23 protein-coding genes, 1 tRNA gene and 2 pseudogenes are annotated in these 26,823 nt (G+C 38.4%); 17 read left to right on the top strand and 9 right to left on the bottom strand.

Annotated features, from left to right (window positions below; all coding sequences use genetic code 11):
* Positions 1 to 351: 351 nt before the first annotated feature.
* Together ACFIMC_RS04380 and ACFIMC_RS04385 are read right to left on the bottom strand one after the other, a co-directional pair.
* Positions 352 to 906, bottom strand: a complete 555-nt coding sequence (locus ACFIMC_RS04380; RefSeq protein ID WP_375680738.1) for a hypothetical protein — start codon at positions 904 to 906, stop codon at positions 352 to 354.
* 8 nt (positions 907 to 914) lie between these two features.
* Positions 915 to 1,436, bottom strand: a complete 522-nt coding sequence (locus tag ACFIMC_RS04385; RefSeq protein ID WP_375671788.1) for a hypothetical protein — start codon at positions 1,434 to 1,436, stop codon at positions 915 to 917.
* 1,842 nt (positions 1,437 to 3,278) lie between these two features.
* On the opposite strand from ACFIMC_RS04385, the gene ACFIMC_RS04390 reads away from it, so the two are divergent.
* Positions 3,279 to 3,845, top strand: coding sequence for a hypothetical protein (locus tag ACFIMC_RS04390; protein ID WP_375633370.1), 567 nt, complete (start codon positions 3,279 to 3,281; stop codon positions 3,843 to 3,845).
* Between the two features lie 514 nt (positions 3,846 to 4,359).
* Here the strand turns inward: ACFIMC_RS04390 and ACFIMC_RS04395 are convergent.
* A complete protein-coding gene (locus tag ACFIMC_RS04395) occupies positions 4,360 to 4,590 on the bottom strand; it encodes a hypothetical protein (RefSeq protein ID WP_375677898.1) in 231 nt (76 codons plus the stop codon).
* A gap of 89 nt (positions 4,591 to 4,679) precedes the next feature.
* Positions 4,680 to 4,904, bottom strand: a complete 225-nt coding sequence (locus tag ACFIMC_RS04400; RefSeq protein WP_375653858.1) for a hypothetical protein — start codon at positions 4,902 to 4,904, stop codon at positions 4,680 to 4,682.
* Positions 4,905 to 5,300: 396 nt separating this feature from the next.
* Between ACFIMC_RS04400 and ACFIMC_RS04405 the strand changes: the two genes are divergently transcribed.
* From ACFIMC_RS04405 to ACFIMC_RS04435, 7 genes and pseudogenes are all read left to right on the top strand, one after another.
* Positions 5,301 to 6,245 (top strand): YopJ/AvrA family T3SS effector serine/threonine acetyltransferase, encoded by a 945-nt coding sequence (locus tag ACFIMC_RS04405; protein WP_375671786.1) that lies wholly within the window; start codon positions 5,301 to 5,303, stop codon positions 6,243 to 6,245.
* A gap of 333 nt (positions 6,246 to 6,578) precedes the next feature.
* A pseudogene (locus ACFIMC_RS04410) lies at positions 6,579 to 7,506 on the top strand (YopJ/AvrA family T3SS effector serine/threonine acetyltransferase).
* A 772-nt stretch (positions 7,507 to 8,278) separates the two neighbouring features.
* Complete coding sequence (locus ACFIMC_RS04415) at positions 8,279 to 8,941, top strand: lysozyme (protein WP_375680739.1); 663 nt, start codon at positions 8,279 to 8,281, stop codon at positions 8,939 to 8,941.
* The gene (locus ACFIMC_RS04420; protein WP_375606489.1) at positions 8,938 to 9,174 is read left to right on the top strand and encodes a hypothetical protein; all 237 of its coding nucleotides are present in this window, start codon (positions 8,938 to 8,940) and stop codon (positions 9,172 to 9,174) included. The genes ACFIMC_RS04415 and ACFIMC_RS04420 overlap by 4 nt, the downstream gene beginning before the upstream one ends.
* Positions 9,098 to 9,310 (top strand): hypothetical protein, encoded by a 213-nt coding sequence (locus ACFIMC_RS04425; RefSeq protein WP_273790903.1) that lies wholly within the window; start codon positions 9,098 to 9,100, stop codon positions 9,308 to 9,310. Before ACFIMC_RS04420 ends, ACFIMC_RS04425 begins: the two co-directional genes overlap by 77 nt.
* A complete protein-coding gene (locus ACFIMC_RS04430) occupies positions 9,303 to 9,515 on the top strand; it encodes a hypothetical protein (protein ID WP_375617918.1) in 213 nt (70 codons plus the stop codon). The genes ACFIMC_RS04425 and ACFIMC_RS04430 overlap by 8 nt, the downstream gene beginning before the upstream one ends.
* A 492-nt stretch (positions 9,516 to 10,007) precedes the next feature.
* Positions 10,008 to 10,160 carry a hypothetical protein gene (locus tag ACFIMC_RS04435; protein ID WP_375606492.1) on the top strand — a complete coding sequence of 51 codons (153 nt, stop codon included), beginning with the start codon at positions 10,008 to 10,010 and terminating at the stop codon, positions 10,158 to 10,160.
* Positions 10,161 to 10,950: 790 nt separating this feature from the next.
* Here ACFIMC_RS04435 and groL read toward each other — a convergent pair.
* Together groL and groES are read right to left on the bottom strand one after the other, a co-directional pair.
* Positions 10,951 to 12,594 carry a chaperonin GroEL gene (gene groL / locus ACFIMC_RS04440; RefSeq protein ID WP_273790908.1) on the bottom strand — a complete coding sequence of 548 codons (1,644 nt, stop codon included), beginning with the start codon at positions 12,592 to 12,594 and terminating at the stop codon, positions 10,951 to 10,953.
* Between the two features lie 58 nt (positions 12,595 to 12,652).
* The gene (gene groES / locus ACFIMC_RS04445) at positions 12,653 to 12,949 is read right to left on the bottom strand and encodes a co-chaperone GroES (RefSeq protein WP_005774667.1); all 297 of its coding nucleotides are present in this window, start codon (positions 12,947 to 12,949) and stop codon (positions 12,653 to 12,655) included.
* A gap of 227 nt (positions 12,950 to 13,176) precedes the next feature.
* Here groES and fumC point away from each other — a divergent pair, with 227 nt between their 5' ends.
* The 4 genes and pseudogenes from fumC to ACFIMC_RS04465 all read left to right on the top strand — a co-directional run bounded on the left by fumC (position 13,177) and on the right by ACFIMC_RS04465 (position 17,294).
* Positions 13,177 to 14,565: a class II fumarate hydratase gene (gene fumC / locus ACFIMC_RS04450; protein ID WP_375662471.1), complete on the top strand. Its 1,389-nt coding sequence runs from the start codon at positions 13,177 to 13,179 to the stop codon at positions 14,563 to 14,565.
* Positions 14,566 to 14,698: 133 nt separating this feature from the next.
* The gene (locus tag ACFIMC_RS04455; protein WP_375640900.1) at positions 14,699 to 14,890 is read left to right on the top strand and encodes a hypothetical protein; all 192 of its coding nucleotides are present in this window, start codon (positions 14,699 to 14,701) and stop codon (positions 14,888 to 14,890) included.
* A 669-nt stretch (positions 14,891 to 15,559) separates the two neighbouring features.
* Positions 15,560 to 15,777: pseudogene (locus tag ACFIMC_RS04460) on the top strand (lyase family protein); the annotation flags it as partial.
* A 629-nt stretch (positions 15,778 to 16,406) separates the two neighbouring features.
* Positions 16,407 to 17,294, top strand: a complete 888-nt coding sequence (locus ACFIMC_RS04465) for an outer membrane protein (RefSeq protein WP_375680740.1) — start codon at positions 16,407 to 16,409, stop codon at positions 17,292 to 17,294.
* A 1,621-nt stretch (positions 17,295 to 18,915) separates the two neighbouring features.
* Here the strand turns inward: ACFIMC_RS04465 and ACFIMC_RS04470 are convergent.
* Positions 18,916 to 19,000: transfer RNA gene (locus ACFIMC_RS04470), tRNA-Leu, on the bottom strand.
* 222 nt (positions 19,001 to 19,222) lie between these two features.
* Between ACFIMC_RS04470 and ACFIMC_RS04475 the strand changes: the two genes are divergently transcribed.
* Positions 19,223 to 19,828, top strand: coding sequence for a YqaA family protein (locus tag ACFIMC_RS04475; RefSeq protein WP_375636883.1), 606 nt, complete (start codon positions 19,223 to 19,225; stop codon positions 19,826 to 19,828).
* 12 nt (positions 19,829 to 19,840) lie between these two features.
* Positions 19,841 to 20,413 (top strand): disulfide bond formation protein B, encoded by a 573-nt coding sequence (locus ACFIMC_RS04480; protein ID WP_375634494.1) that lies wholly within the window; start codon positions 19,841 to 19,843, stop codon positions 20,411 to 20,413.
* Here ACFIMC_RS04480 and ACFIMC_RS04485 read toward each other — a convergent pair.
* On the bottom strand, positions 20,393 to 20,545 hold the full coding sequence (locus ACFIMC_RS04485) for a hypothetical protein (RefSeq protein ID WP_375636882.1): 153 nt from the start codon (positions 20,543 to 20,545) through the stop codon (positions 20,393 to 20,395). The two genes, ACFIMC_RS04480 and ACFIMC_RS04485, sit on opposite strands and share 21 nt — an antisense overlap.
* A gap of 164 nt (positions 20,546 to 20,709) precedes the next feature.
* On the opposite strand from ACFIMC_RS04485, the gene ACFIMC_RS04490 reads away from it, so the two are divergent.
* Positions 20,710 to 21,234: a type II toxin-antitoxin system PemK/MazF family toxin gene (locus ACFIMC_RS04490; RefSeq protein WP_375613249.1), complete on the top strand. Its 525-nt coding sequence runs from the start codon at positions 20,710 to 20,712 to the stop codon at positions 21,232 to 21,234.
* A 1,539-nt stretch (positions 21,235 to 22,773) separates the two neighbouring features.
* Here the strand turns inward: ACFIMC_RS04490 and ACFIMC_RS04495 are convergent.
* Positions 22,774 to 23,442: a hypothetical protein gene (locus ACFIMC_RS04495; RefSeq protein WP_375636881.1), complete on the bottom strand. Its 669-nt coding sequence runs from the start codon at positions 23,440 to 23,442 to the stop codon at positions 22,774 to 22,776.
* Between the two features lie 1,063 nt (positions 23,443 to 24,505).
* Between ACFIMC_RS04495 and ACFIMC_RS04500 the strand changes: the two genes are divergently transcribed.
* Both ACFIMC_RS04500 and dut read left to right on the top strand, forming a co-directional pair.
* On the top strand, positions 24,506 to 25,315 hold the full coding sequence (locus ACFIMC_RS04500; RefSeq protein WP_375634492.1) for a VIT1/CCC1 transporter family protein: 810 nt from the start codon (positions 24,506 to 24,508) through the stop codon (positions 25,313 to 25,315).
* A gap of 258 nt (positions 25,316 to 25,573) precedes the next feature.
* Positions 25,574 to 26,104, top strand: a complete 531-nt coding sequence (dut, locus tag ACFIMC_RS04505; protein ID WP_375633393.1) for a dUTP diphosphatase — start codon at positions 25,574 to 25,576, stop codon at positions 26,102 to 26,104.
* The last annotated feature ends 719 nt before the right edge of the window (positions 26,105 to 26,823 follow it).

A 26,823-nucleotide genomic window follows, 5' to 3' on the forward strand; every position in this document is an offset into this window, starting at 1 on the left:
AAAAAAGATTATTTTACATTCTTTTGAATAAAAAGGCAGAGATTCTTTGAAGTTAAGAAAGCGCATTTTCGCATCAAGGGTTTTATGTGCGAGATTGTGTCTTTTCATTTCTCCCAGATCATTGCACAATTGTTGTATGGCTTGCTTTTTTTGCGTTGTACTCTTTTTCAAGTCTTGAGAGAGTTTAAAAGATAACCTCATATGCTTGATCAACCGGTAAGGAAGCCGGATCATAACCATAAACATTACAATGGCAATGATGGTGAACCCTAAAAAAACCAAAAATTTTATAACAATAGTCACGTGTTTCCCCTATCGCATTGATGTGAAATCATCATTTTTATTCTCTTCTCAAGCAACCATTTCTAATTTCTTTATTGTTTTTTTCACGCCATAATGAAGGAGACTATGGAAGATTAAAATGACAGGTAAAGCGACAACAATACACGCACAAAACCAAAACAGCAGCTGCATGCCAAAACCGCCAACCTTAAACAATAGAGGCATATAATTGTGTAAAAAAATCACAGATTTTGGAAGAAAAGCAAAAAAAGCGAGCAAAACTGCGAAAACCACAATCACAATGAAAGCTAGAAAAAAGATGATACAATAATCTTTTCTTGAAAGTTCCAAAGATTCTTGAAAAGAAAGGGGGCTGAACTTTATTGCACAAACTGTATTTTGTCCTATGCTGACTTTCTGATTATGCCCCAAATTCTGCAATGCACCCTTTTTTAATTTCCGCCGCATCCCACACAACAATATTGTCCGTTTTATCAAAGAATAATAAAGTACCAAGATTGTCATCAGAGTAGAAAAAAGTATCATGATCTCCCCGAGAAACATGACAGTACTCCACCATACTGTGGTCAAAATTACAAAAGTACTTATAAAAGAAGCAGCCACTTGTTTCCCTATTGTGTTTTGTTGAGAGATTGGTTGTCTAGCTGTTGCTGCTCTGGCAATGTATCCCACAGCTTCATCATTTCCTTCACCTCCCGTTTAGAGATAGCGTTAAAGACAAAAAAGAGTGGAAAGAGCACCACAAGAACACCAAAAATCATTTGCGGCAAGAGACATAAAAAAGCCCAAACACTATTCCATCCTGCGTCACGAAAAAACACGATTGCAGGATTATTTTCAAAAGGCTGTTTCAAGATCTCCTTAATCATTTTTCGAAGATCTCCTTGTTCCATTTGTCCCAGTGCTTGAAACTGTTCTTTGGATATAACGTGAAAAAACTCCAAAGGATTCATATAGACAGTCGCGGCAAAAAGCACCAACAAGAGGATAGCCAAACACAAAATGATGACGTAATCTTTTCTTGAGAGAGCCGTCCATTTTTTGAAAACCGCACACTGATTTAACACGGGCTGTGACGCAAAAGCCGTATTTCCCTTATGGGCAGATTGGTGTTGTGATTTATCTTCGATCATACGGATATTTTCTCACTTCTAACATGCCCACTCACTCTTTGAGAACATGCAACCAGCAAAACCGGTTTATCTAGCACTCTTTTCACCATGAAACACGCGCTATAAGCCCCTTTAAGTCTATTTTTAAAATTTCTCATACGTGACAACATACAATCCCTAAACCTTACAAGCACAAATGCCATTGTATCCTCTTATCTATTACCCACACTTCAAAAGACAATGTTTCACAAAACTCAACAAGCAAAAATATTCAATCTAAGAAATATCTGATGTGTAAAGTTTACAAACAATACACTGATTTATAATAATTTATTGTTTTTCATATTAAATGAGAACCCTAAATACCGTAGGATTGTCTTATTCCAAACCTATTCCATATTAAATCAACCCAAACCATGTCTCTTGCGCGTTACAAGCAGAAAGAGCCGTATAGAGTAAAACATTAAGAAAGGATGATAAATGCCTCTAAGGAAGCGTCTCAAATACCAAGAGCTGTCCGCAACCATGAGAGCTGGCAAAATGTGTGATGCTACGGACTTTCTTCTTTACAAGCGTAAAAATGGAAGTGTGCAATAGATTTTATATTATTCAAACTTTGTATGGATTTCATTGGGGACTTTATCGTTATACCCTTCATGAGCACCCTTGCAAAATGGGCAAAAGAGAGCCCTAAGACATGGCTCTTTAAAAAGCAACACAAAACAAAGTCAAACAAGCAATCGATTATCCAGTATAAAAAACGTGCGACAAACAACCTTAATCCTCATTTGAAAGCTTCTTAATCAAAAAGGCTTCATTTTAAAAATTCTTCATTAAAGATGAAATATCTCACAGCCCCTACATTTGTATAGCCCCTACATTCATCAAGGCATCTCTTATAAAAGCATCTTTTTATAAAGGCATTTTCTTCTTATAAAAACAGCCTCTTTCGATAATGCATTCCGTCCTTTAAACGACATCCCCTCGTTTTATAATAAGATCCATTAAAACGGAGATTTTTATACTCTATAAAGGATACTTATAAAGGATACACCAAACAAAATAGCGAGATCATTCACAGTTTATTTTAAGCCGATAAACGATATTTTATTTGAAAATATAGGGCATCTTATGCTATTATAATAGAATGCGGAGGTTTGCTTTTTGCCGCTCTCTGCCACTCAACAGAAGACAATATATCTCCTATAAAGGATAAAAGTATGCTTAACAGCGTGATGTATATCAAATATCTTGGGAAAGCGCCCAACAACAAAAAAATAAGAGAACCCAAATAAAAAGCTTCCAACTTAAGAAAACAATGACCTTTCAAAAGTGGAATTGAAAAATTTCCACAAAGCGCTCGTGAAAAAAGAGACAAATAATCCCATTAGAAAAAACTTCCTATTAGAAAGACGATGACATGCCCTTGAAATCCATTGTTATTTTTTCATTCACATTTGACAAAAATTTTCCTTCAATCTCTCAAGAACAGTTAAGAAATATTTAAAAAGCAAATAATCCGCTAGCAATAAAAAAATAAGCATGACAGGGGCGGAAGATAAGACTGATAGGGATAAGATAAAAAAGGTAAGAAACCACCTTAAAGATGATTTTTTCGCCCCACACCGTTGCTTTTCTTTGCATTTAAAACGCCTTTAGTATCGTTTGTTTTTTGATCTGCAACGGCTGATATTTCCCAGTATTTGCTCACTCCCCCAGTATTTTCCCCCTTTTAAGTATTTGCTCCCTTTTAAGTATTTGCTCCCCCCAATATTTGCTCCCCCCAATATTTGCGCCAAGTGCTTTTTACATCACTGTCCCCCATCAACAGACAGTTTCTTTTTCATTCAAATGGTTAAGTTCATGAAAATACGTAAAAAACGCGGTAGATCGAAAATAACAGGAAAGCGAGAGCCCAATAGCTGTATTTCACGTGCCCAAAATTCCAGCGAATCTGCGCTTCAATCTGCGATTGAAATGCGTGCAAAACACTTTGGTTTAAGCTTCGAAGAAGCGAAAAATCCGCTTGTCGGAACCTATATTGGGCGTCTTTGTTTGCTTGGCTATAAAGAGGCTTCATCAGGCATCAGTAAAGAGCAATATGACACGGCGCAACAATACTTGCAAATTAGAAACGACTATTTATGTGCAAAAGGTTTACCAAACGGTTATTATGATGGTTTTACGCACAGCGCATCAGATGAGAAAGCAAAAAAGCAATGGGTCCAAAGAGCAACGGAACACTATGAAGCTATGCAAGAAGCGATTAAAGAAGCACAATATCTACATCGTCAACACAACTTTCATGCGGCATTACACTATCTTGTTATAGAAGATCAACCGCTGCCTAATCTTGTTGGTTCGTTGCGTATTATTCTTGATGCCCTTTATAAACATTTTGACAGTTCTACCCAAAAGAGCCTTGGCTAAAACACTCATCATTTCCTCCCCCTCACAGGATAAAGATTCTCCCCCTCCTTTTATAACATGCCTCTTTATAACCAGCGCCTTTATAAAGTCCCCCTTTGGCAAGTGACACTTGAGATCCACTGAGCATGCCCTTTCATAGAATTTCATGGGTTAACAAGCTTAAAAATATCCACCACGCCCTTTAAAAAAATACTTCAACTGTCAAAGAGACTTAACCTTATACCTACCAGTGCCTCACTTAATCCATGCCTCAAAGGACAATATTTCACGGCATATTCACGGCATGGACAGGATAAATATTGCCCCCTCTTTAAAAAACAGCAACATTCTTCCCTCTACCCCCATTGTAACAAACCACCCTCATCATACACTTCACCCAATATCGCGACATCCTTAGCTCTTCAGACAATTCATTATCGTCATTTTACGTCTTTTCTTGTACAATTCCATATGGCTTTCCTGATCTTATGACGGACAAAAACTATGGCTTTTATTTCAGCATAATCTGGGTTTCTCATTCAAGACTAAATAACGATAAAATATCCACTATAAATAAATAGCTTATCATTAAAACAACCCGTTGATTTTTGACACAATTAAAAGCATCATCCCTTAAACGAAAGAAAAAGCCCCTACCAACAATCTCCTCCCTCATCAACAACTGCACCGATAACCCTCCCCCCATCACATCACCACTAATACGACAGCCAGCATAGCCCCAATCACCCCCACAAATCGCCAACACCTAAAGCTTTGCCCCGCAACACCTTCCAACCACCACCTTCCCAATTCCATCAATAAAATACCACGGATTTCAAAACCACAATTCTCCCTTCATCTTGTCCCCTCCTTTCTCAAAGGAGAAAATGTTTTTTGCCACATCAAAAACTTTTCCATTAAAACAAGATATTTTGCTGCATAGCCAATGAATGAGCTTTTTTCTGTAGATTTTTCCCGCGATAAAGGAGGAAAAATAATCGTTTTGCGGTTGACAGAATATGAAAAATCGTATTTAATGATGGGTGCGGTAAGGGGTTTTCTGCGTCCAGATTTCATCATAAAATTTTCGCATTATCATAGACTGTTATAAAACAGTGTGTTTCGCGACAATGTTTAAAACTTTACGGTTTGAAGGTATCTTTCGTCCTTTTCTGACTGTTTTCTTTTGCATTACACAATTTGCATCACCAACAGCCCCATAATTTTGAGATTTTCAAAACAAGTGGTATTCAATAAGGGCTCCCAATAGAACGCCCTAATAATCCCCCCATAAAATACCAATATCATACATCACAGCAATGATGAGCAATACACGCATAAAAATATGAAAACGGCATTATTATGCTCTCATCGCCTCACCTTTCAAGATGCAAAGGCTTGTTTTTCAAAACATTGTTTAGCCAGAATTGAAGAAGATAGTATCACTTATCGATCATCAACATAGAGGCTAAGATTATGAAGCCACAAGATTCTCCCCCACCACATTCCTCACAAACCCCAGAAGGGGCCAGTGCACCTGAAGGGGCGCATGCAAATGCATCATTAGACACTCTTACTGCACATTTAGAACGGCTTAACATTGAAAAAATAAAAAACACCCCTTTTAATCGTGCGGAATTAAAAGATATTATTGCCGGTTTAGAAAAGCATAATGCCGATGGCAGTTGGATCAAAAATTATTATGATATTCTAGATCTTTACATGATGCCAGCCTTGGTCGATCAAGCAAATCGTAAATATCCAGAGATGAATCTCAAACTTACAAGCCCCCCTGACGGCTTTGCCCTTGCACTCAAAGAAACGCTCGAAAAGGGCATAAAATCTTCTAGGCTGATCGTTAACGCACAGGATAGGGGAATTCATTTTGCGGTTGTCGATCATCAAACCATTGATAATAAAACATCTTTGATCTTTTTTGAACCGACCTTACTGCGTGACACGCTTCCCGCATTACTTGCATTAAGGACGCGACAATCCATTGAACATCACCAATTTCCGAATATTCATTTTGCCATGGTAGAAATGGATATTCAACGAAGCTCCTCTGAATGTGGGATGTTCAGCTTAAGCCTTGCCAAAAAGCTTTATCTCGAAGCTCAAAAATTAGAAAGACTACACAAAGATAATATTAAGGGTGTGTTATGTGAACCAGACACGCCTTTACCTGCTGAAAAATTAGATCCATATCTTCCAGCTCGTTTATACAAACACGTGCAAGGCAGAAGACGTCTTGGGGAATATCTAAAAGCCAATCCAGAAGCAGCACAGGAGAAAGTAAACAAAAAAGGCGAAACCCTAAACGAGAGGTTTGAGAGAAGCTTGGTAGCAACAGAGACAAAAACTGTTTCTGTTTCACAACACAGAAAAAGAGCCACAGAATACAAATCTCTAATGATGTAATAAGCGTTTTGGCCATAGCCATATTCCACATCCACGAAGAATGAAGCTCTGTAGCTTTACGGTAAGGCATAAATTGCTGTTAGCAAATCTTCTTTTCCCTTTGAAAGAGGTAAAGAGGTATAGATGCAAACAGTAAGCAGCGTGATCTCTTAAAAGATAAAAAGATACCTTACCTTTGACTCTGAAAAGCGTGGGGTTTTGTCTTTCGTAATTTAAATAAAGATGATTTCATCTCTTTGTTTTTTCTAGCTAAAAATCTTTCCTGCAAACATTGTTTAGCCAAAATTGAAGAAATAATATCATTTATCGATCATCAATATAGAGGCTAAGATTATGAAGCCACAAGATTCTTCCCTCCCTCATTCCTCACAAACACCAGAAGAAACAAGTGCAAATGAATCTTTAGAAGACCTTATTGCACGTTTGATGCAAAGTTCCATCCAAACAGAAGAAGAACATGTTGCACCGAGTTCTGACGAATTAAAAGATATTATTACAGGCTTAGAGAGAGATCTTGTCACCGGCCGTTGGATTAACTCTTATTATGAAAACACAGATATTAGATTGATGCCGGCTCTCGTAGAATAAAGCAAACAGCAAATATCCAGACATGAATCTCAAATTGGCTCTTACAGCAGAAGAGTTTTCGCACGCACTAAAAGAAGTCGTTGAGAGCGACGCAAAATCTGCCCGATTTATAGTCAATTCGGGAAGCAAAATCCACTTTGCCGTCCTTGATTATAAAAAAGTTGATGACAAAATCTCTTTGATTATGCTTGAACCTACAACATTTCAGAATATCACAGCTTGCAAACTAGGGATAAAAATAAATCAAACCCTTCAATGTCTTCAACTGCCTCCTTATTCTTTTACCACGGCAGAAATGGATATTCAGCGAAGCTCTTCTGAATGTGGGATGTTCAGCTTAAGCCTTGCCAAAAAGCTTCATCTTGAATCTGATAAATTAGCAAGATTGCACAAAGATAATGTTAAGGGTGTATTATGTGAACCCAATTCATCTGTATCTGCTGAAAAGTTAGATTCCTATCTTCCAACCACTTTTTATAAACACACACAAGGAAGAAGACGTCTAGAACACTATTTAAAAGCCAATCCCGATGCTGAACATGAAACAGTCAACAAAAAAGGCGAAACCCTGAGGGAGAGATTTGAAAAAAACTTAAGAGAAACAGAAGGAAAAACTGTTTCCGTTTCCTCCCACCAAAAAAGGCTCACTGAATACAAATCTTTAACGATGTAATTGAGGCTTTTTCCATATTCCTATTCATCAAAGAACGAAGAGAGGCTGCTTTACGGCTAAGATTTCTCTAAGCAAACCAGCTTTTGCGCTCATAAAACAAAAATAGCAAACAACTTTCCTCTTAAAGGGAAAGCACCATTGTCCTATAAAAACCAGCCCCTCTTAAAATTGTATCAAAATTCCACAGCTCTTGTTAGCCCAAAGCTCTGTGTAACAATGAGACTCTTTGGATAAGCAAAACGCTTGATACATAAAATATTTAATGCTTTCGTCTTCAGTAAAAGCATATGTCTTGTTTTTCTGAGAGTATCCACTTCGTATCTCAAGCCCCCCACATCAATGCCATACGACGAACACAACCGCAATAGATCACGCTTATCGTGCATCAACCCAACAGCTTCCCGCACCCCAAGAAGGCTCCATCAAAAACACCAGGACAAGCTCTTAAAATCAACAACCTCTCTTAACGGAAACACCAGCCCAACCATTATCCCTCTTGGCCAACCATTATCCCACTTGCCCAACCATTATCCCTCTTGCCCAACTATTATCCCTCTTGCCCAACTATTACTCCTCTTGCCCAACCATTATTCCACTTGCCCAGCCATTACCCCACTTGGCCAACCATTCCCCATTCCCTAAGATGTCACAACCAACCTTTTGATTTCATAAAAGTTTCACATCTCTTCTGTTTTTGAAGCGTGAAAAAATTCATTTTTAATCTGTCAACCAGCCTCACGTTACCGTGAGGCTTTATTTTATGGAGAAGCAAATGAGAAAAATATCAGCAGCAGGGCTTGCACTCATTAAACAATGGGAAGGATTGCGTTTACATGCCCATAAAGATGCCATCGGGGTGTGGACAATTGGCTATGGTCATACCAGCACGGCTGGCAAACCGTTCGTTCACAAGGGCATGATCATTACTGAAAAACAAGCAGAAGAAGTTCTTTCTCAAGATTTAAGACAATTTGAAAATACCGTTGAAAAACATGTGACGGTTTCTTTAACGGATGAACAATTCGCCGCGCTCGTATCGTTTTGCTATAATATAGGAACATCGGCTTTTTGTAATTCGACCCTGCTCAAAAAACTCAATAATGGCGAATATGAAGCCGTCCCTGCTGAGTTACAAAAGTGGACTAAAGCAGGAGGAAAACGTCTTCACGGTTTAGTGCACCGTCGTGCAGCAGAATCGGGATTATGGGCAAAAGGAGCTTATGTTTCTTCCAACTACCAAACTGTAGAAACGCAAGCTCCAATGGGATTTTTCAAAGCAGAAGCGCTTACACCGATTATTGGTTCTTTTTCTGGACTTGGGGGCTTATTGGCAGGCAATGGTCCCATCCAATGGGCATTAGCAACCATTATGGTTTTAGCCGCCTGCGTTGGCATTTTCTTTGTGGCAAAACGGTTTCGGGAGCAGAGCTTATGATGTGGTGGTTGAAAAAAAATCTGATGATAACAGGAGCGGCTCTGACCGCTTTTTTTATCGCTTTAGCAAAAGCTTTCACTCTTGGAAAGAAAGTTGAACAACAAAAGCAAATAGAAAAAACGCTAAAGTCATCAACAACACGGCTAGAGGTGGAAAATGAAATTAATCAAAAAAGTGATGCTGATGTACGCGCTTCTCTTACTCACTGGTTGCGCGATAAAAACAATCAATGAGCCTTTTTCTTGCGTTGGTTGGATGCCCATTTATTTAGACAAAAAAGATCTCAATATCATCAGTTCAAATCTCGCAAGAGATATTTTAAAGCATAACAAACAAGGGGAAGGCTTGTGTGGGTGGAAACATGGCTAGAAAAAAAACAGAAAAACAAACAGAGCTTACAGAAAAGGAAAAAGAAATCCTACAAGAAATCATCACAACGTATAAAAGTGTAAAAATGATGTCACGCTATACGAAGTGGATTATATTCATCATTTTCTTATTAGCACTTGATTTTTCACGGATCATAGATGTGCTGGGAAGTATTTTTACACAAAAATCGAATATTCAGCTCTAAAATAAATAAAAAACGTGAGACGTGTTAAATCTTTTAAAAAGATAAAAAGCCATTCGTTATTTTTTGAAAACATGGAGATTTTATTGATGATTTTTTCATGTCTCACGAGAATTTTTTACACGCCTCATAAACGTCGTGCTCTTCACAAACGCTTTCATGAAATGAATTTAGGGGTATGAAGAGAGATTTTTAACCAACGCGTAAATCAGCAACTTTGGTAACATAAGAAAAGGATCATACCAACATACATTTTTTTAATAATCTATTGATATCAAAATGATTTTATACTCTTCATAAATAGCATTGCCAAGAATTTGTATTAAAAGATATTTCTTTTAAAGAAGTGCATAAACAAGCAATGTAATGGTAGCCTTACATAAAGCCTCTCATCTTTACGTTGAATAAAAAAGCAAGCCGGCTCCTCCCACCCTCTCAATTCCCACCCCCAATTCCCTTATGTCCTATGCATAAAGGTCAAGTTGAAGAGAATATATGGAAAATCCTTGGCTCGAAAATATGAAAAGAAAGCATGAGGCTACAACAGAATTTCGCGTGCCTTTATCATCAGAAGCATTAAAAATTCTAACACAAGCGCGCCTATTGTCTCGTCATGATTTTTTCGGCTACCTGTCATGGTCCCCTTAGCTCAAAAATTGCTCCCCACTTAAGAATTTTCTGTCACAATATAGGCAACAAACAGAACTTGAGTATAACAACATGGGTTTGGCTCCAGTTTAGGTGATGAGCTTACCGAAAAAAAGATGAGAGCAAGGCGAAAAATTAGCTTTTATCTTTAAGCTTCTCAAATGGAGCAGTCTCCTCATTCCAAAAACTACCCAAACAGAAAAATGCTTGTCCCAGTATATAAAAGCCCTTTAACAGAGCAAACCCTTATTTTCTTCATACAAAAGCTTGAAATACCAGCATCTTATTCATAAAAAACAAACCAGCCCCATCATGCTCTTTTCAACTCTGTCTTTCCAACGCTCAATAGGTACTAACTCTTAACTACTGACTCTTCTTAACTACTGACTTTTAATGATTACATTGGTTCATAAAAACCGTAGTGACCTCTCACCCTATGAAGCACAAACACAGGATTTTTTAACGGGGCATGCATAAACCTGAAATGAAAAAACAGAACTGCATTAGGAATAAATGATTATAAATCAAATAGTTATATTTTTATTAGCACAATATTTTCAAAGGAAACCACGATCCCCGCACAATAGAAACATTTCATAAAAACAAGAGAAAAAGCCAAGAACCGAGAATGAGATTCATTCACAATAACGGTAGATCAACCAGTGGAGAATAGAACAATCCTATAAGATAAAGAAACTGTCATAAAAGGAAAAACTGTATGAAACGTGAAAAAGCATAAAAAAAACGGGCACAGAAGACCCGTTTCTTTATTATTTCTATGGAAAAGAGCTTAGAAATCCATTCCACCCATTCCGCCCATTCCACCAGCAGGCATCGGAGGCATTGGTGTATCTTTCTTTGGAACTTCAGCAACCATTGCTTCTGTTGTGATCAGAAGGCTCGCAATTGAAGCCGCATTCTGAAGAGCAGAACGCACAACTTTCACAGGATCAACAATTCCCAAAGCAATCAAATCACCGAATTCACCAGTTGCGGTATTGTAACCATAAGTGTCAGCATTATTTTCCAGCACTTTTCCCACAATAATAGCAGCTTCTTCACCAGCATTGCTTGCAATCTGGCGCGCTGGTGCTTGTAGAGCACGACGAACGATACTAATACCAGCTTCTTGGTCAGGATTACTTCCCTTAACGGTCAACGCATTTGCTGCACGCAACAATGCGGTACCACCACCAGCAACAATACCTTCTTCAACAGCAGCACGTGTTGCATTCAAAGCATCATCAACACGGTCTTTCTTTTCTTTCACTTCAACTTCTGTTGCACCACCCACACGGATAACAGCAACACCACCAGCGAGTTTAGCAAGTCTTTCTTGCAATTTTTCACGGTCATAGTCAGAAGTTGTTTCTTCAATCTGAGCCTTGATTTGATTGACGCGAGCAGTAATTTCGCTCTTTTGTCCAGCACCATCAATAATGGTGGTGTTTTCTTTAGAAATATTCACTTTCTTTGCACGTCCAAGCATATCCAAAGTGACATTTTCAAGTTTAATGCCCACATCTTCAGAAATAACCTGTCCGGATGTCAAGATAGCGATATCCTCTAACATTGCTTTACGACGGTCACCAAATCCAGGAGCTTTTACAGCAGCAATTTTCAAACCACCACGCAATTTGTTGACAACGAGCGTTGCCAAAGCTTCACCTTCCACATCTTCAGCGATAATGAGAAGTGGTTTTCCAGACTGAACAACAGCTTCAAGTACAGGAAGAAGAGATTGCAAATTAGACAATTTCTTTTCGTGAATGAGAATGTAAGGATCATCAAGATCAGCGACCATTTTCTCAGCATTTGTGACAAAATAAGGGGAAAGATACCCACGGTCAAATTGCATTCCTTCAACGACTTCTAATTCCGTTTCAGCGGTTTTAGCTTCTTCCACAGTAATGACGCCTTCATTGCCCACTTTTTCCATAGCATCAGCGATCATTTTACCGATTTCAGCAGCGCCATTAGCGGAAATTGTTCCCACCTGTGCAATTTCTGCTGAAGTTTGGATTTTTTTTGCTTTTTTGAAGAGGTTTGCCACCACTTCTTCAACAGCAGCATCAATCCCACGTTTAAGATCCATTGGGTTCATGCCCGCAGCAACAGCTTTAACACCTTCTTGCACAATAGCTTGTCCTAAAACAGTTGCTGTTGTTGTTCCATCACCAGCAATATCATTGGTTTTAGAAGCAACTTCGCGCAACATTTGTGCACCCATATTTTCGAACTTATCTTCCAGTTCGATTTCCTTTGCAACGGATACACCATCTTTTGTGATGCGAGGCGCACCGAATGATTTATCAATCACCACATTGCGACCTTTAGGGCCGAGTGTCACCTTAACAGCATTAGCAAGGATGTCGACACCGCGCAACAAACGCTCACGCGCTTCACGGCCAAATTTGACTTCTTTAGCAGCCATTTAATTTCTCCTTGGAGTTTTCTCAAAATAGTACACAATGAAAAATTAAGCGCTTCAATTAGCCCATAATTCCCATAATGTCAGATTCTTTCATAATGAGGAGGTCTTCCCCATTAATCTTGACTTCAGTTCCAGACCATTTTCCAAACAAAATACGATCTCCTGTTTTGACTTCTAAAGGCACGCGCTTTCCGTTATCATCGAGAGCGCCATTGCCAACAGCAATCACTTCGCCTTCTTGGGGTTTTTCTTTTGCTGTATCAGGGATGATAATCCCACCAGCCGTTTTATTTTCAGATTCAACCCGACGGACAACGACACGGTCGTGAAGTGGGCGGAATTGTATATTAGCCATGTTTTAAATCCTTAAAACTGAACATAATTGAATTAATCTTAAAAGTTCTTGCTAGCACTCTCAAATTACGAGTGCTAGCATGTGTTAGATATAAAATCGGCATCTCTCAATGTCAAGAATAGCCATAAAAATAATTTCTCTAAATGAAGCTTCAAAGTCTTGCCTCTTATTGCACTTTCGCGTTATCTATCTTTTTTGAGAACCCGTGAACAAAAAAGGATCTTATCATGGTTGAAACACGTCAGGAAACGGATAGCTTTGGAACGATTTCGGTACGTCAAGATCGTTATTGGGGCGCACAAACTGAACGTTCTCTGCATAATTTTAATATTGGCAGTGAAAAGCAGCCTCTTGCCATCATCTATGCCTTAGTCCTTGTCAAAAAAGCAGCAGCGATTGTAAATATGGGCAAAGGAAAACTACCAGAAAATATTGGAAAAGCAATTATTGCCGCCGCTGATGAAGTGCTTGCTGGCGATTTTGATACGCATTTTCCACTGTCCGTCTGGCAAACAGGTTCTGGCACACAAAGCAATATGAATGTCAATGAAGTCATTGCTAATCGTGCTAGTAAGATTTTGGGAGGAAAACTTGGAAGCAAAAAACCAGTTCATCCCAATGACCATGTCAATATGAGCCAATCATCGAACGATTCCTTTCCCACGGCGCTTCACATTGCCACCACGTTGCAAACACGCCAACACTTACTGCCAATCCTTGAAGCTCTTATTGCGACATTAAAACAAAAAGAGCAAGAATTTGCAGATATCATTAAAATCGGCCGCACCCATACGCAAGATGCAACCCCTTTAACCTTAGGGCAAGAATTTTCAGGCTATCGTGCCGCATTAGAAGCCAATCTTCAGCGTATTGAAAATGCTCTAACCGATGTCCAAATGCTTGCTCAAGGTGGTACGGCTGTTGGCACAGGGCTGAATGCGCCAAAAGGTTTTGACGTTGCTTTTGCGCAAACAATGAGCACTCTCACAGGAATAACATTCCAAACTGCCAGCAATAAATTTGAAGCACTTGCCCATCATGGCGCCCTTGCGCATTTCCACGGAAGCTTGAATGCTCTCGCTGCTGATCTGTTTAAAATTGCCAATGACATTCGGTTTTTAGGCTCTGGTCCACGTTCCGGTTTAGGGGAACTCAGTCTTCCTGAAAATGAACCCGGATCTTCTATTATGCCCGGCAAAGTCAACCCCACGCAATGTGAAGCCTTAACCATGGTCGCATGCCAAGTTTTTGGTAATCACACCAGCGTAACCTTTGCCGCAAGCCAAGGACATTTTGAACTCAACGTTTATAAACCTGTTATTGGCTATAACGTTTTACAATCAATTACCCTTCTTGGTGATTGCATGCGTTCTTTTGATATGCATTGCATTCAAGGATTACGGGCCAATCGTGTTCATATTCACTCACTCATGGAGCGCTCACTCATGTTAGTCACAGCTCTTGCACCAGAAATTGGCTATGAAAAAGCTGCTGAAATTGCCAAAGCAGCGCATAAAAATGATACAACTTTGCGCACCGAAGCATTAAAAGCAGGTGTTTTTGTAGAGGATTATGACCGATTAGTTGATCCTAAAAAGATGATTGCTCCCCAATAAACAACCCACTAAAAAAGATGCAAACATCTTAAAACAAATCTTTCTGTCAAAAGATCGGGGTGTTTACACCCCGATGATGACCGATAACAATTACCCACAGCGTTCATTTTAGGCTCTGAGCCGCATTTATGCTATGGGTGTTTTTGTTGCTTATATTGTACTTAAAAGGCACAACGGTTTTGGAAAGGCATGGATAGTCATAGCTCAACACCCAATGGCTATACTGGCAGAAAGTGATTTAAATGGATATGACCTTAAGGTGTTTTTCATTCTAGCTTCGCGTTTTGATTTTGAAAATCTATTAGCTATCAACCAAACAGAATAAGCTCAAAAAAATCGGTATTAATAGACATAATTTCAATCGAAGTATAAAAAGATTAATGAATTCATCGTAGTTACGCTTTACAATGTTATCATTATTGATAACATTGGGTAGATAACTCTTATCTCAATGAGATAATGTGTTTATTTATAATGATAATCTAGCGTTATCCATATTGAATGAGAATCCTAAAGACCGTAAGATTTTCTCATTTTAAATCGGTCCCATGTTGCATCAATCAAAATCACTGACTTGCACATCACAAACGCAATGAATATGTGAATAGAAATTGTATCCGATAAGAACTACAAACGCCTCTAATGAACCACCTCAAGTGCCAAGGACTGTCACAACGGACAAAGGGACCTATCACAACATTGTGGAGAGGACTGTCACAACAACCCCACGAACTGGCAAATATAGTAATGGTACCGGCGTGCTCCTTTATGAAGCGTAAAAGAGATGCTCAATAGATTTATTATTATACCATTCACAATCGCTGTCATGAAATGGGTTTAGGAACATTGAGAAATGTCTCTTTTATGAAGCGTGAAGATGGGAGTGCTCAATAGATTTATTATTATATCATTCACAATCGCTGTCATGAAATGGGTTTAGGAACATTGAAAAATGTCTCTTTTATGAAGCGTGAAGATGGGGGTGCTCAATAGAGGAACAGCTGTTGGAACAAAATTCAATGCACCGAAAGGTTTTGACCTTTGCTGAAACAATCAGCTCTCTAACGGGGATATCCTTGACAGCTCGCAAGAAATTGGAGGCATTTGCCCATTATAGCGCCCTCACCCATTTCCACAAAAACCTGAATGGCACGCGCTAATCTCTTTAAAATCGCCAACGACTTTCAGTTTTTAGGCTCTCATCCACGTTCCTGCTTTAAGTGAACGGAACGGAGAGTTTATCCGTTTTACATGGCGTATAAGAAACCTCATGAGACTTGAGATTCTCGCACTTTACTCCTTCTTATTCTTCGTATTCCATTCAATCAATCAAAACTATTCGCTTGGATTATCATAAGCAAAAGTGGCATATAGATAAAAAAGAAATAAAGTCGCTCATCCCCTCAAGTGCTCAAAAGGCTATCGCAATACAAAGCTATGCAATATCAGAAACGAGCAAAGAATATGATGGTGCCAATATGCATTTTTTACGATCAATTGAATATGTAAGCACATTGATGTCAATCATAATGGATAATACATTTAATAACAAAAAGTGTTTTAATATATATAAAATAATGTTTTTTTAATAAGTAAAAAGCTTATTTACTATACTATAATTTTTTCTAAAACACAGAGAACACTGAAGGCGTATAAAAAAATCCTGAAAAATCAATATAAACCCAGCATAATAGCATGAAAACAAGTTTTAAGAACGCTTAAATATGGATAATTATAGAGTTTTTGAGTGTTTTAGTTTTCATAATGATATTAAGTATAGATTTTTTTAACCAATTTGTATATAATACGATTTGTATCTGAAATAAATTGGGGACGTTTTTATGAAAACAAAATGTTTAGTTGCACTCTCTATTTTCACCTTCATTACCGCTTCAACAGCGCAAGCAGCAGATACGGTAATCTTTAAGCAATCAGAACCGAAGGTTTCATTGCAAGATGTTTCATCGTCACGTATTTCACCGGTTACTGTTTCTGCGCCTTTTTCTTGGTCTGGTTTTTATTTTGGAGGACAAATTGGATATTTTTCCAATAAAAATACTCTAAATTACGCACAAGAAGCCAGAGACGGAAAATGGGCTTTGGTTGATAGAGATTTATCACCGAAACTATCAGGATTGAGAGCAGGTTTGTATGCAGGTTCTAATATTGATCTGGGAGATCTTGTTTTCAGTTTTGATACCGACATGGTCTGGTCTGGGAGGAAAAGCACCCAAACAGACAATGGAAAGAAAATTCTAGATGAATCAAACTCCATTAACATTGCCTTTAAAAAAGCTGGGATTCCTATCATAAAACCTGCAGCTCAGGGTGAAACGATATCCAACTATGGTGACATTGTTGTTAGCAGTGTAACATTGAAAGAAACGTGGTCTGGTGCCACGCGTGCGCGTATTGGTTTTGCTTCTCATCGTCTTATGCCTTATATTGCAGGGGGTATAGCCTATACACAGATGCAATATATCATGTCACTTTTATCAAAATCGCAAGAAGATTCGACAATTTTTGCTTCTGGCAATGTGTTAGATGAGACAAAAACAATGTTTGGTTACACTGTTGGTGGTGGTTTTGATCTTGCAATGACAGATAATATCATCATGCGTACAGAATATCGTTATTCAGATTTTTTTAAAAAGAAATTTGCAAACGATAACCTTAAAATCTCTTCTCAAACGCATGATGTTCGCTTTGGTATCGCTTATAAATTCTAAGTTTTGTAGAAAAATTGAACGATTAAAAAACCCTGTTAAAAACGGGGTTTTTTAATGCCCCTTTCCCCCTAAAAAGACGTAGATTCTAAAAACCTGTACTAAACTTTAAACAAATAGTCACGAAACAATAAAGCCTCTCCCTCTCTTAAAGCAAGCTCCTATCCTCTCTCCCCCTTTCATGTAATACATTTGGAATATAAAAGCTTTACCATCATACCATTGGGCGCCATCGTAAATAAATGAGAGCCGTTATTTAAGAGATATTTCTTTAAAATAAATATGGATATTGTGCATCAATTGCAGTTTTATAAGATAATGTTGACTTGGCCTCCCCGCTCTTAAAGGATAAAGATTCTGAAAACCCATTTTAAACACCCATTTTTAAACACCATGTCCGTTTATAAAAACACAAAAACCCTTGGGGACTCTTGGGGGATTTTAGCGGGTTTCTTTGGGCTCCTCCGCATGGAATGCCTTTAAACCTAAAGCAAGACAAACACATTTAAGAATATCCAACACACACCGAAAAAATACTGTAACGTTTCAAGGAAGTATGCCCTATATTACCACACTTCAAACAACAGTATTTTACCGCTATTGTATGCCAGAGTGGAAAGAGGATATTGCGGTTCTCTGTTTATGTAATTTCTGTAACGGGAAGACAGCTTCATTTAGGGAGCACATGAAGTTTTCAAGGTAAAAACCAATTTCCAATCTTACCATTTCCCTCTGCTTTACGACTTTCGAAAGCCTCTAAAGCATAATCTTTTAAGCCTCTCATGCTCCTGTCTTTTAAAGAGAGGAGATTACACATTGCCCCATGTTTTTGTTGCTCACATATCTTTTTGGCGATCACGCCCCTCATGTCATACGACAACGCTTCAAACCAAACACACTCAAATTCAAGACACTTTGGTTGCCAATTCACATGCGTGTTTTAAAGAACCAGCTCTCAAAACCCTCAAGCCCATTTTGCGAAAGCACCTACAAGAATATAAAATCTATAAAGCCTCTAAAGCACTATTTTTTAAGCCTCTAAAGCTCCTGTCTTTTAAAGCGTGGAGATTACGCACTACCCCATGCTTTTGTTGCTCACATATCTTTTTGGCGATCACGCCCCTCATGTCATACGGCAGCGCTTCAAACCAAACACACTCAAATTCAAGATACTTGGGTTGCCAATTCACATGCGTGTTTTAAAGAAACAGCTCTCAAAACCCTCAAGCCCATTTTGCGACAGCACCCACAGGAATATAAAATCTATAGAGCAGCATCTCTACACTTCAATAAAAGTGCAAGCTGGCACCATCCATCATACACTTTACCTCCAATGATGCCCTTGAAACGGCATAAGAGGCATTTTTATTCATTTTTTGTAAAATTTCACTCCACGCGAGCTCATCTAGCTTGTAACATACAAGCGACATGATTTTAGTTGATTTACTATAAACAGACTTGAAATGAAAGAATCCTACGGTATTCGAGTTTTTTCATTCAACATGCAAAACATTGAACACGGTCTATAAATCCCACGTTTTATAACCCCCCATGTTTTATAAATCCCACGTTCTATAAAACAACGTGATGCGCCATAACAGGATAAAGGAAAATATTTATGAAGTGGTGCGGGTGGTCGGACTCGAACCGACACTCCTCTCGGAACCAGATTTTGAGTCTGGCGCGTCTACCAGTTCCACCACACCCGCACACTGCTATAAAAGACAGGACTATAAAAGACAGACTTGTCGATTATTCCTTTGCACTATATGAAGAAGAACAGATTCGTCAACAGAAGACTTCTCATTTTTTAAGAATTCATATCATTTTCTTATCTATTTTATGAAATACTTTCTTTATTGGATTTCTCTATCGGATTTATAGCAATCTCATTTGTAAAGTGTTTACCTCTTAAATTTATAAAAAGCCTCATGATATTAAACAAATTAAAGCTTTGGACGATTTCTTTAGCAAATCGGCGTACAGCACCACACTGGCTTGGTTTCATTGCCTTTATTGAAAGTTCTGTTTTTCCAATTCCCATAGATGTTTTATATATTCCGATGCTTCTTATCCATCAAAAGCGGGTTTATCGTTATGCTTTGATTGCGACGATCTGTTCTGTATTAGGAGGCATTGCCGGTTGGTTTATCGGACATTTTGCCTATGATACCCTTGCCAAACCCATTTTAGAAATTTATGGTAAGGTTGAAAGTTTTGAATCTCTGAAAAATAGTGCAACCCTGCAATTTCTAATCATTTTACTGATAACATCAGGTTTTTTTCATCTTCCCCCCATCAAGATTGTCACAATTTTGGCCGGTGTTATGAGTGTGCGTCTTGAACTTTTCATACTTATTTGTACTTTTTCCAGAGGCGCTCGTTTTTATCTTCTCGCGTGGCTGATTAAACATTTTGGGCAAAAAGCAATGAATTTTCTAGTACAGCATTTTAAATGGATTGTTCTCATTGGTTGTGTTAGCCTCCTTTTAATTTATGGGATTTTCATAGCTTTTTTAAACAAAAAGCTTTTATAAGGAACAGACTTAATGGCATGCGTTTTGTCTTCTCACCCACTTTTACACAAACACCTTCATGTTGAACCCAGCAGAAAAGAACAAAGTTTATGGGCTTTTTTTCTCGCTTTTTGCTTGTCTGCCACAATAGGGATTGCCCTTGGTTTTGAATATTTCGGAGGATATCTTCCTTGCGATTTATGTCTCATAGAGCGTTTTCCCTATTATGGTGCCATACCATTTTTGCTCTTAGCAGGTTTTGGAGCATGTTTTTTTCGCATAACTGCTTGGATACAACTTTTATTTTTGTGTGTTTTTGTCTTAATGTGCATCAGCCTTGTTTTAGCCGTTTATCATGCGGGTGTTGAATATGGCTTTTGGACAGCTCCCCTCAGTTGTGGTTTAAGCGCAGTCAGAAAAACCTCAGACATTAACCAGCTGCTCAGCCAATTAAACAACATTCATCCTCCTTCTTGTTCTGAAGCATCCGCACGCTTTCTTTTTCTTTCATTTGCCGGTTGGAATGTCGTCTCAAGCCTATTTTTCTCCCTTATAAGCCTCTATATTACTTCAAAAGGGCTCCTTTCAGTCCATAAAAAACTCTAACCATAAAATAGAAACGAAACCGCGTGCACTCGTTCTCTCTAATCGCTTCCCCCTAACCAACAACCCTCCAGTCACCAATCCCCACCCAAAACCACCCACCGCCAAACCAACCAACCAACACCAACGAGTCACCAATATCCCTCCTCTAGCGTTGTACTCAAAAGACAAAAATGAGCAGATACATCCATTTTATGGTTTCACCTCTCTGTACTTATAAGCAACATTTTGATAAAAACTCGTGATAGAAAAGCCGTAAAATAATAAGTGAGGGGACCAATAAATATAAATGGTCTGCTATGGCTGAAGATAAGAACACAGAGCCTTCTACCCTATCACCTATTTCCTTAGATATAACCAAACTTGAAGAACCATGTGTTATGATGGAACATGATCATAATGCATGGCGCGAGCATATAAAAGAAAGGGATTTAAATGCTCCTTACGAAAAACCACCTCATATAAAACCACGAATCAAATCGGCCCCACGCATCAGGCAAGTTTTTTGGTGCGATTTTCCTCATGATTCGATACTCCCTGAATTTTGGAAAAAGCGGCCTGTTTTAGTGCTTTCTAAGAATGCAAAATTATATGGAAATGTGACAGTTTTACCTTTTTCAACGAAATCACAACCCAATAATCCCGCTGCGTATCCAATACAATCTCCCATAGAGAATAAAAAAGCATGGATTATCTGCAATTATGTCACAACAGTTTCTGTAAGTCGTTTAAGTTGCTCACGTACCGTTCCAAGATTATCCTGCGAAGATTTTCATAAAGTTGTAGCTCTGATGCTCAAATATTTACCGCATTTACACTATTGACTTTTGAGAAAAATAAGTGTACCTATATCAGCATACACGGCATCAGTAATGGTGGCCGCTTCCCCGCAAGGGGAGATAGGAACGAAGGAGTGGGAAACCGCTCCTTTCGTCATTTTTGGTATTTTTTTGAAAACTGCCATTTTTTGCAACCTTCCCTAGAACATATCCAACATTCATTCTCCACCGTTGTTGTTTTGAAATATCTGCGATTTGGGATAAGCAGAAGACAATATCCACACCTTGGATCCGGTAAAGTTTCCCACGGAGATTACCGAGATGTTGTACATACTTATCATTTCATTGCACAAAAAATCGTTCTGCCGTTGCTTAAACTTTATATGATTTTCCGCAATGGGAATATCTTTCCAAGATTGAAAAAAGCTTCGCTTTATATGACCACACCTCAAACGATCGTATTTTACGAGATAACAAAGAAAATTCTGTAGTAAAACAGAAATCAACACCCAACCGATTTCTATCTCTTCACCAATAACAATTGTTTATTGCCCTAACCGCATTATTTCACCTGTCACACGACCTAACATAGCTTTGCAGATAGACTTTCTTCCTCTTCTCCTAGAAACGATCTATGTTAAGCTATTTTGGGATTTACTGCTAAATTGCTTATGCTTGCACTTTGAATACCTTTTTCTCATTATACAAAAGGTAGATAAAAAAATAATTTCGTTTATCAGCTTTATTTTAAAGACACACCTATTTTTACAGGATACGTTTTCCTTTCTATCAACCCTATCGCATTTAATACACTTGTCGTTTCTAAACATGAACAACCAAGCATCACAATGGAGCAATAGACTCTCATCACTTTCATGGGCACTTGCATTGACAAGAGATAAACAAGAGTATTGATCATCACACACGGAGCAAAAATCTATAGCGACTATGCCATAGACTTTCGCCACGCACGGGTTATTCTTAAAGCATATTTATGATGAGATAATCATTTATGACATCCTTTTTGTTGTGCCAAAGAACAGGTTTTGCTAACTAGTTTTACTATTGTGCAAATTTCTTAAGAAAAACTCTCACTCGCTCATAGATGACAAGATTTCTTTACCCAAGAAATGCACGATGCTCAACTTCGACTATTTGACAGTGATCATTTCAAATTTTAACCAACACGACAATACACCTACTCTAAACGATTTATGTACCACCTCATCCGCAACACATTGCCAAATATCCGTACATTTCCTCGAAAAATTTTCACACTTTTACGCATAGTAAAAAAAAGATTAACTTTAATCATGTTGCACTCCATTTCAGTTGATCTGGATTTTAAAATGCCCAAAAAAATCAAACAAAAATAGAGAGGTAAGTTACGAAAACTACAGGGTAAATTTTACTGCCCCAAAATGTCTATTTTCCCCCGCCTGAACAGTCAGAGGAACACTATAAAAATTATTTTTAATGAAAAACAATTACTTATAATCTAGGGAAGAAAAGTAAAAATCTCCCCCAGAAAAAGAGTTTATCTTCAAAATTATCAAAAAAAGCAGCGCAATTTTAGTGATCTTTTTATTTTTTTTCTTTTGATAAAAGAGAGCTGGCAGGTGTCTTAGGCGCCCCTCCGGTAGGTTCCCAATTCGCAACAGCCGCTAATTCCTCAATAACATCCTTTTTTAACTTACCATTTTTCTTATTGTGTAAATCATATTGATCAGCATTCTGTTGCAACCATTTTGCAAGCGTTCCTTTAACAGTTTTACCACCCTCAACCTCACTCACCGCTTCCCATGCCGCAACAATAGCAGCAAGCTTTGGAGCATAACGTGGATGCGTTGGATCTTGAAACGCATATTTTTGGTCCTTAGTCTCAGCAGAATCATCCTCAGGGAAAAAAAATGGAGGGTCCAGACCACGCGATGAAAGCCATTCTTTTAAATCATCAACGCGAACATATGAGGAATCTGCATCTATAAAATCCGAAAAATTATAGTACGACCATTCTATCTCTAATCGATTGCTTTTTCCCGCTTGAACGATAGCATGATAGGCTGCACGGAAATTAGCAGTTTTCTCTGATGATACGGAAAGGTTATCTTCGTAAATATCACTTTTTTCTGGTTCTAATTTGTTGACAAACAAATACTTTCCTGGATTTAATCCAACTATTAAAAGCGCTGCCTGCAGTATTGTTAGTTTTTCAGAAAGCCGCCAAAATTTCAAACCATCACTATTTTCCATATATGCTCCCTTTTTTTCTGCACAATTTCGCTCTTTTTTAAAAACATCAAAAACGTTTGTTAACGCGTAGAGATTATGCACTTTTCATATTTCAACTCATCCCATACTTTAAATAAAAACACAGCACCCACACCCCTCCTTGTGATACACAAGAAAATGATTTGAATTGCTTCAATATAAGAAGTTTTGAAGTGAGAGGAAACCTACTGAATTTTGGGCTTTCATACAAGATATCAGGCAAGTTACAAGGCGATAAATGCCCCTTCATAAAGCATAAATTTTTATGCGTGATCAAACAATTTGATATGATAATATCTCTTTCATTTATGCACTCCCACCCTTAAACCTGCCCCTGCAATTACAGCACAAAAGATAATTCATTACATCAAATCCACCTAAATGCAAAAGCTGTAACAACGCTCAATGCGCGTAAATATCATAAGAATACTGTCTTACACCTCCACAAGCAGAATGAGTGGCGTAAAACTGTACAATAAAATGCCATGCCTATAATGAACCGTTCTAAAGACTGTCGCAACACTGGGAGCTAAGGTGTATGATGATGCCGGCTTGCTCTTTTATAAAGCGTAAAGATTAAGAAGACTCAATGGAGTTTATATTATTTCATGGAAATTTTGCGGCTCTACCCTTCTATACTCTTCACGGGGACCACCCTCGCGAAATGGGCTTTTGTCCCTTGAAAAAGGTCTCTTTTAAAGAATCATCTCAAATTCCAAGAACTGTTACAGTCTTTTGAACGCATCAAATGAATGATAGAGTCGTCCTATTTTTTTCCATATATTCACAATACATTGAAATGCTCCATTCAAACATCCCTTTAGCAAAATAAAGCACATTGTCTCTTAAATTTTTTCACGCAATTATTTCTTTCATGCGCCCCTCTCGTCTCCATTTGATAAATTTCCTTGTACTTTCTCAGCATCCCATCACCTTTTTTCTCAGTGCAACCTTTTTGTAATTTGTCAGTTTTTAACTTTTAGATTGACTTTCGGTTTATTTTTCTTATGTTTTAGAATTATTCTAAAGTGCAGAGGAACAGAAAATGTTGAGATCGTTTTTTTCATTTGTACAACGTAAAGCTCTGTCCTTTCGTTCAGCACAAAACGTGATACTTAAAGCGCTCAAAATAAAAGAGCAACATGCGGCGCTCTATTTAAAATATGCAAAAGCTCTAGAACCTTATTCCTCTAAGGAAGCCGCGGTTTTTACCGCCATGGGGCTTCAAGAGCTTAAAAATTATAAGCAACTTTTGTGCCTTTCTTGCCATAATCGTGCAAACACTATCGGTTCATTATGTGACAAAACTTCTCTTGTGAAAGGCAAGAACCGCCATCCCTCCCAAAAAACAACAGCGGCAAATCACACCATAAAAAAAACTTCGAAAACGCAAAGACAAACACTTTTGACTTGGATTCAACCAGGTCTTGCAGGATTAATGGATGGCTCTGTCTCCACCCTTGCCCCCATTTTTGCCGCAGCTTTTGCCACGGGAGACACGCATCAAACTTTTTTGATAGGGCTCTCAGCTTCAATTGGTGCGGGACTTTCAATGGGTTTCACAGAAGCAGCCCATGATGACGGAAAATTATCAGGGCGTGGTTCGCCATTAAAAAGAGGTCTTGCCAGCGGCATTATGACAACATTAGGAGGACTAGGCCATACTCTTCCCTATTTGATCAGCTCTTTTTATGTAGCGACAATTATTGCTTTTATCATTGTTTTTTTCGAACTCGGCGCCATCGTCTGGATTCAGAACAAATACATGTCCACTCCCTTTTGGCGCGCCTCTTTACAGGTTATCATTGGTGGTGCTCTGGTTTTTGCCACGGGTATTCTTATCGGTAGTATCTAAAAATCTTATCTGTAACCATAATTTAGATCTCAAATAAGCGCATGCCCCTAGGCATAAGCCATCCTTGATGATGCCATTATTGAAAAATGCCATTGATAATGTTAGGTGGTGTTGTGGAATATTTTAAGTCAGTAAGAGATGATAAGCAAGCTCTGGGGACAACCTATATCCACACACCTTTATCGACTTGGTTTTATAGATATCTTTTGTTAAAGTATCATTTTCTTCTAGACCTCATATTTTGGAAATGCCTCAATCATGTCGCACACTGAAACCAACGCCCCTCTAAACAATCATCCTGTCTCTTCTCAATCTTCACATGCCCAGACTTTATTTGTTCAGCGTCTTGCACACGGACAAGGTTTAGAACTTCCTTGCTACGCGACAGCGGGTTCTGCGGGTCTTGATCTACGGGCAGCAATTGGAGAAGAAGAAACGCTTGTTCTTGCCCCTGGGCAGCGGGCACTTATTCCAACAGGTCTCATTTTTCATTTATCACTTGGGTTTGAAGCACAAATACGTCCACGCTCTGGCTTAGCCTTAAAACACGGCATCACATGCCTCAACACTCCAGGAACGATTGATAGTGACTACCGTGGTGAAGTCAAAGTCCTTCTTATCAATTTAGGCCAAGAAGACTTTTCCATCCAACGGGGCATGCGCATTGCCCAAACAGTCATCGCCCCCGTATCCCAAGTTAATGTTTGCACCATTGAACCAGAGCAAAATACCCAAAGCCATATAGAGAGCCGTGGAACAGGAGGTTTTGGTTCAACGGGACACACTTAAGAAGCTCTGAAAAATCGCTACTCTCAAAATAACACACATACTTATTCCAACCACTCTTTCACTGGAAATTCTTTGAGCTTTTAAAATGCAGAGGGAATGCGCATTTGCTTTCAAAGTTTTTTCACTAAACGCACCTCTAAACAAGCATCTCTCAATTACGTCTCGTGCGCTATACAAAACTTCATTATCACCAGATACCCCTCCCCCATAACAAAAACATTGGCATTAAACATTGAGAGCTCACACACCGCTGGTAATGTCGACAATCTATACATCATATTGATTTATAATAATAATGAATTGTCTTGCAACTTAAATGAGAAATCTCAATACTGTAAGATTGTTTCATGGCAAGCCTATTTATATTAAATCAATCAAAAGCATGTTTCTCACATTCCAAACGTGGCTAGCATGCAGATAAAAACTGAAAAAATGCCTACAATAAATAGCACTATCACAACATTGGAAAAAAATATAAATACGATAATGGTGCTCGCTTGCTCTTTTGTTAAGCATAAAGATGGTGATGTTTGATAGGTTTTTTATTATGTTACGGGGGCTTTAACGTTGTACCATTTATGGATAACATGTAAGTTTTATGTAAAAATAACTTGCTGTATTTATACAGCTTTTTTACAGTGAGGGACGCGTAAATAAAAGTTAGGGAATAGGATTTTCTAACATTTGTCTACAACAGTAGCATTTTCTTTTCTTTGCGC

It is taken from the genome of Bartonella sp. AP21QHHD, from assembly GCF_042196205.1.
Taxonomy (GTDB): Bacteria; Pseudomonadota; Alphaproteobacteria; order Rhizobiales; family Rhizobiaceae; genus Bartonella.